This window comes from Frankia sp. AgKG'84/4, from assembly GCF_023242965.2.
Classification (GTDB): domain Bacteria; phylum Actinomycetota; class Actinomycetes; order Frankiales; family Frankiaceae; genus Frankia.
Genome location: NZ_JALKFU020000278.1, coordinates 1 through 6,779, shown reverse-complemented (window position 1 = coordinate 6,779; position 6,779 = coordinate 1). Strand labels below are relative to the sequence as shown.

The following is a 6,779-nucleotide window of genomic DNA, read 5'->3' as shown; positions in this document are numbered from 1 at the left end:
GTCGTCAGCCTCGCCGCCGTCGCCTCGGCGCCGCAGATCGGCCACCCTGGCGACGATCCGGTCGCCTCGTCGCGGGTGGGAGGCCGCCCGCGGCGAGGCGGCGGAGTCCGCCAGCCTGGCGTCGGACCGCGGCGGGGTGGGAACTCGAACTGCGGACCGGCCACCGTCAGCGGAATTCCCGGTCCGGGTGTCGTTGGGGCTCGTGGGCCGGCTGCCGGGGTCGCGTACCTTCGCGACTCTCACGCCGGAGCGCTCACTCTGGTCACTCGCTGGCGTGATCCGGCGTTCCCGCGCTGTCGCGGTGACGGGGCGCTTGTCGGCGGCCGCGGCGTCGAGCGGTTCGGTGACCGCCGCCGGCGGGGGAGATCCGGCCGGCTTCGATGTGCTGGGAACGTCCGCGGCGGATGCCCCTGCCGACGTGGTCGCACGAGCCGCGGCGCCGCGGGGGACAGCAGCCGGGGCCACGGCACTCGCGACGGGGGCTGTGGAGGTCGGGGCCGAGTCAGTCGGGGCGGTACGAGCGACCGTGGTCGGTGCCGTGGGCGTCGGTGCGGGCGCCGGCGCCGGACGGGTCACCGCGGCCAGCTCCCGGTCCCGCTGCCGCTGGATCTTCCGCCGCTGGTGGTCCCGCGCCACGCCGTACCCGAGCAGGTGAACGCCGGCGACCGCGAGCACCCCGGCAGCCAGGCCCAGCAGGAACAGGCCCCAGATATCGAAGGAAAGGGACTGCCCCATGATCATTACATCTGTGTGGCCGCTGTTCTCGAGGACGAGATCAGCGCCGAGAACGCCGACCACCAGCAACACCACGACACCGACGGTTACCACCGGGACCTCCAGAACCATCCATGGGTGCGGGACCGGCCACGAAAAGCCGCTGGGCTCGGCCTACCCGCATGAGGTGGCGGCGCAACCGCACGGGCGCAGGTTGATCCGCGCCCGTGCGGTGATCCGCGCTTCAGTCGAGTGCGGCGGTCACAGCCGCGAGCAACCGCCACGCCGCCGCCTTGTCGAGTGGCTCGTTGCCATTGCCGCACTTGGGCGACTGAACGCACGATGGGCAGCCGGCAGGACATTCACAGGCGCGTACCGCGTCACGGGTCGCGGACAGCCAGCCGCCGACCCGCAGGAAACCCCGTTCGGCGAAGCCAGCGCCGCCGGCGTGACCGTCATAGACGAACACACTCGTCCGGCCCGTGTCCGGATGCAGCGCGGTCGACACCCCGCCGATGTCCCAGCGATCGCAGGTCGCGAACAGTGGGAGCAGGCCGATCGCCGCGTGCTCCGCGGCGTGCACCGCACCGGGGACGACGGCGGCCTCGATGCCGGCGTCGGCCAGCAGCGCGTCGGTGACCGTGTACCAGACGGCGCGGGTCCGCAGCTGGCGCGGCGGCAGGTCCAGCGGCTCCTGGCCGAGCATCTGCCCCGTGGCGAGCAGTCGGCGCTGATACCCGATCACCTGGTTGGTGACCTCGACGACCCCCAGATGCACCGCCAGCTCCGGCAGGATCCGCTCCCGGGTCGACTCGAGGATGCGGATGTCGGTGTGCTCCCGCGCGACCGTCGTCCACTCGGGCGTTTCCTCGCGCACGAAGGCCACCGAGTCGGCCAGGTCGAGTTCGTCGACCACGAAGCTCGAGCCCTGATGCAGATAGACGGCGCCGGAGTGCACCGCGGAGTGCGCGGCGGCGGCGTCCACCGTGCCCAGCAGTCGACCGGTGGCCGACTCGACGATGCGCACGGGTGGCCCGCCGGTCCCCCGGATGTCGACGTCCGGCCGGGACCGTTGGGTCCAGAACCAGCCGTTGGCCCGGCGGCGCAGCCGGCCGCGGCGAACCAGATCGTCGACGACCCGCCCGGCCGTCGGGCCGAACATCTCGAGGTCGCCCTCGGCGAGCGGGAGCTCCGCGGCGGCGCATTCCAGCTGGGGAGCCAGGACGTAGGGGTTCTCCGGGTCGAAGACGCTGGCCTCCACCGGGCGGCCGAACACCGCCTCGGGATGGTGGACGAGGTAGGTGTCGAGCGGGTCGTCCCGGGCAACCAGGACCGCCAGGGAGCGCCGCCCGTCCCGACCCGCACGGCCCGCCTGCTGCCACAGCGACGCGAGGGTACCCGGGAAGCCAGCGGTGATCGTCGCATCCAGGCCGCTGATGTCCACTCCGAGCTCCAGCGCCGAGGTGGCCGCGACGCCGAGCAGCTCGCCGGCCCGCAGCCGCCGTTCGAGTTCACGGCGCTCCTCCGGCAGGTAGCCGGCGCGGTAGGCGGCCACCCGATCCGCGACGTCCGCCGCGACCCGGCCGAGTTCGCGGCGCGCGGTCACCGCGATCACCTCCGCGGACCGGCGGGACCGCACGAACACCAGCGTACGAACGCCATCAGCAACGAGATCGGCCAGCAGGTCCGCCGACTCGGCGGTGACCGAGCGACGCACCGGCGCGCCGTTCTCGCCGTCACCGTGCTGGTCCCCCGCGTCCTCGCCGTCGTGGGACGGCTGGCCCGTCCACAGCAGGGGCGGTTCGTAGAGCACGAAGTCCATCGGCCCGCGCGGCGCGCCGTCGCCGTCGACCACCTCGACGTCAACGCCCGTGAGGCGGCCGGCGGACAGCCCGGGGTCGGCGACGGTCGCGGAGGCGAGCAGGAAGATCGGGTTCGCTCCGTACTTCGCGCAGATCCGCCGCAGACGGCGGATCACCGCGGCGACGTGCGCGCCGAACACCCCGCGATAGCCATGGCATTCGTCGATGACGACGAAGCGAAGGCCGCGCAGGAACTGGGCCCACCGCCGGTGCTGCGGCAGGATCCCGCGGTGCAGCATGTCGGGGTTGGTGAACACGAGGCCGGCATGGGCCCGGACCCAGTCACGCTCGGCGGCCGGGGTATCCCCGTCATACGTCGCGGACCGTACGGCGAGCCGCAGTGCCCGGACCGATCGGAGCTGGTCGTGGGCGAGGGCCTTCGTCGGCGAGAGGTAGAGGGCTCGCGACGCCGGCTCGGCCAGCAGACGGGACAGCACGGGCATCAGGTAGCCCAGCGACTTGCCGGACGCGGTGCCGGTCGCCAGCACCACGCTTCGGCCGGCATGGGCCGCCTCGGCGGCCGCGACCTGGTGGATCCACGGCTCGTCGATACCCGTTGCCACCCAACGCCCGCGCAGCACCGGATCGACCCAGTCAGGCCAGGGCGCGTGCCGACCCGGCCGGGCCGGGACCAGCTCCACGTGCGTCACGCAGCGGGCGCGTCGAACATCGCGGAGCAGCCCGGCGAGGACCGTGTCCGCGCCGTCGATGTCGGCCGGCGAACCCACGACCGTCGACGATATCCGCGACCGCCGTGTGGTCGTGATGCGCCGTCCGTCACGGGCGGTCTGGCGCCCCCGGCCGGCCATCCCGCCGGGGGTGCCGGTCGCCGACGGCCGGACGATGGCCGACGACTGTCGGCCACCCGACCAACAACCCGGACCACAACCGCGGGGCGGGGCCGCCGACCGACCCCCGGCGAGACAAGATCGGGGATAGATTCCAGCAGACATCGTTCCGCCGCGCCGCCGCGATTCGGATCCAGCGATCTGTGTCGCGGGCCACCGGATTGATCCCTCTCATGGGAGGGTAGTGGCGCCGTGATGTCGGTCGCCCGACGCCCGGGCCGGCCAGGGGTATACAAGGAGGATCCGTGGACCTGTCGCTCACGACTCGCCAGGAAGACAACCACACGGTCGTCGTGGTGGGCGGCGAGATCGACGTGTACACCGCGCCCAAGCTCCGCGAGCAGCTGATCGATCTTGTCTCGGCCGGCTCCTACCACCTCGTGGTCGACATGGAGGGCGTCGAGTTCCTCGACTCGACCGGCCTCGGCGTGCTCGTCGGTGGCCTCAAGCGGGTTCGCGCGCACGAGGGTTCGCTGCGTCTGGTCTGCACCCAGGAGCGCATCCTCAAGATTTTCCGCATCACCGGCCTCACGAAGGTCTTCCCGATCCACTCCTCGGTGGAGGATGCTCTCGCCGCCCACGAGTGATCAGCCGGACATCACGCCTTCGGAAAGGCAGGCCCGCCGTATGCCCACCGTTGAGCTGCGGTTCGCCGCGCTGGACGGGCACGTCCGAACCGCTCGAATGATCGCCACGGCGGTCAGTCGGCGGGCGGGCATCCCCGTCGGCGCGGCCGACGAGATCAAACTTGCGGTCACGGAAGCATGCGCCCGGGCGGTGCGGGTCAACCGCAAGCACGCGCCGACGTCCCCGGTCCACGTGGCGCTCATCGACGCGCCTGATTCCTTCACCATCAAGGTCGCGGACTGCGGCCGGACCTGGGACGAGGTCGCGGCCGGACCGGACGGCGGGCTGGCCACCGCGTCCGCCCTGCTCGACCTCGAGCCCACGTCGGACGATCCGCCCTGGTGGGCGGCCACGGACGACGACAGCGACGACGAAGGCGGCTTCCCGCCCGGTCTCGGGCTCGCGCTCATCGAGGGACTTGTCGACGAGGTCGAGGTCACCCGCGGCCCCGAAGGCGTCGGGACGGTCGTCGCGATGACCTGGCACATCGGCTTCGACGCCGCGCTCGCGAAGCAGGTCTGACCGACCCGGCGAGGCAGACACTCGCCCGGCCGCCGTCGACGGCGGCCGGGCGTCTGCTTCCCACGCGGCTGACGGCCCGGACCCGGGTGAGCCCCGTCGGCGCCATTTCCGAGCCTGCGACGAACTCCGGCTGCGGCGCCAATGCCGCCAAAAACTACCTAAAAATTGAAATTCCGACTATCTAGACATCGATCCAAATTGCGGTGTTTTGCGCGGAAGATCCGGCCTGGGCGGCGAAATTCAGCGACCCCGGCGTCGGTCGGAGAAAAAGCAGCGCGCGTCACACCGATGTGATTAGACTCCGCCGCATCTCGCGGACGGTTGGATAGCCGTCGGGGATCCCCACGTGCTCCCAGAAAGACCCACCGGACGCATCGAAACCAGGATGAATCCGACGGATCTTAACCCGGACGTCGCCCGATGCGACGCCCGGCCATCCTCTGTCCGTAACGGTCCGCATCTACCACACTGGCACTGACGGGCCATCGGGGCAGAGGTGGAGGGCGCACGGAGTAGACCCGGGAGGAGCCATGTCCCCGACCCAAGCCCTCCAGTCGGAGAGCGCTGGAATCAACCTTAGTGGCGGATCCCTCGGCCTGGTCGCCGGTGTGGCGATCGTCGCAGCCCTCGCGCTTGTCGTGGCCGGCTACCTGGCACGTGAGGTGCTGGCCGCGGATCCCGGCACCGCTCGGATGGTGGAAGTGGGCCGCGCGGTGCAGGAGGGTGCCGCCGCCTACCTGAGACGGCAGTTCCGAACGTTGGCCGGGTTTGTCGTCGTCATACCGTTCGTGCTGCTGGTTCTCCCGGCGGAAGACACCGGCGCCCGCGTCGGGCGGTCGGTCTTCTTTGTCGTCGGAGCGCTCTTCTCGGCGCTCGTCGGATTCGTCGGGATGTGGCTCGCGACTCGAGCGAACACCCGCACGGCCGCGGCTGCCATGACGCAGGGCGAGCGCGCTGCCGTCCGCATCGCGTTTCGAACCGGCGGTGTCGTCGGAATGTTCACGGTCGGCCTTGGCCTTCTCGGCGCGGCTGTGGTCGTGCTTGCCTTCCGGGACACCGCACCGCAGGTCCTGGAGGGATTCGGATTCGGCGCGGCCCTGCTGGCGATGTTCATGCGCGTCGGCGGCGGCATCTTCACCAAGGCGGCGGATGTCGGGGCGGACCTGGTCGGCAAGGTCGAGCAGGGGATCCCGGAGGACGACCCGCGTAATGCCGCGACGATCGCCGACAACGTCGGTGACAACGTCGGCGACTGCGCCGGGATGGCGGCCGACCTCTTCGAGTCCTACGCCGTCACCCTCGTCGCGGCGCTCATCCTCGGGATCAGCGCGTTCGGCGAGCGCGGGCTCGTCTTCCCGCTACTGATTCCAGCGGTCGGGGTCGTCACGGCCGTGATCGGGATCTTCGCGGTGTCGCCGCGTCCCGGCGACCGGACGGGGATGTCGGCGATCAACCGGGGCTTCTTCGTCTCCGCGGTGGTCTCGGCGATCGGCGTGGTGATCGTCTCGTGGCTGTATCTCCCGACGAGCTTCGATGGTTTCCCCGCAATGGCGGACAGCACCCAGTCGGGCAACCCCCGGGTGATCGCGATCAGCGCGGTGCTCATCGGTGTCGCGCTCGCCGCCGCCATCCAGGTGCTGACCGGCTACTTCACCGAGACCTCACGGCGGCCCGTGCAGGACATCGCCCGGGCCTCCAACACCGGGCCCGCCACGAACATCCTCGCCGGCATCGGCGTCGGCCTGGAGTCAGCCGTCTACTCGGCACTGCTGATCGCCGCAGCGGTCTTCGGCGCCTACCTGCTCGGCTCGGGCAGCGTGACGATCGCACTGTTCGCGGTGGCGCTGGCCGGCACCGGCCTGCTGACCACGGTCGGCGTGATCGTCTCGATGGACACCTTCGGCCCGGTGAGCGACAACGCCCAGGGCATCGCCGAGATGTCCGGCGAGATGGACGAGGCCGGCGGGGCGATCCTCACCTCCCTCGACGCCGTCGGCAACACCACGAAGGCCATCACGAAGGGCATCGCGATCGCGACCGCGGTCCTGGCCGCGACGGCGTTGTTCGGCTCGTTCACGGACACTGTGACCACCGCGCTGGGGGGCGCCCGCGGCCCCCCCCCCGCCCCCCGCGGCGGTGAACACCTCGTTCCACAGCCGCGCCTCGAGGTGGCTCTCCATCTTGGGCAGGTAGAAGTACGGCGCGC

At 71.2% G+C, this 6,779-nt stretch carries 3 protein-coding genes and 2 pseudogenes; 3 read left to right on the top strand and 2 right to left on the bottom strand.

What is annotated here, in order from left to right; genetic code table 11:
• Both MXD58_RS16785 and sftH read right to left on the bottom strand, forming a co-directional pair.
• Positions 1-828 (bottom strand): annotated as a pseudogene (locus MXD58_RS16785) (hypothetical protein); the annotation flags it as partial.
• A 130-nt stretch (positions 829-958) separates the two neighbouring features.
• Positions 959-3,304 (bottom strand): DNA 3'-5' helicase SftH, encoded by a 2,346-nt coding sequence (gene sftH / locus MXD58_RS16780; protein WP_374616235.1) that lies wholly within the window; start codon positions 3,302-3,304, stop codon positions 959-961.
• A 365-nt stretch (positions 3,305-3,669) separates the two neighbouring features.
• On the opposite strand from sftH, the gene MXD58_RS16775 reads away from it, so the two are divergent.
• The 3 genes and pseudogenes from MXD58_RS16775 to MXD58_RS16765 form a co-directional block, all read left to right on the top strand.
• Positions 3,670-4,011: an STAS domain-containing protein gene (locus tag MXD58_RS16775; RefSeq protein WP_248818955.1), complete on the top strand. Its 342-nt coding sequence runs from the start codon at positions 3,670-3,672 to the stop codon at positions 4,009-4,011.
• 40 nt (positions 4,012-4,051) lie between these two features.
• Complete coding sequence (locus tag MXD58_RS16770) at positions 4,052-4,573, top strand: ATP-binding protein (protein ID WP_248838205.1); 522 nt, start codon at positions 4,052-4,054, stop codon at positions 4,571-4,573.
• A gap of 530 nt (positions 4,574-5,103) precedes the next feature.
• A pseudogene (locus MXD58_RS16765) lies at positions 5,104-6,600 on the top strand (proton/sodium-translocating pyrophosphatase); the annotation flags it as partial.
• Positions 6,601-6,779: the final 179 nt, after the last annotated feature.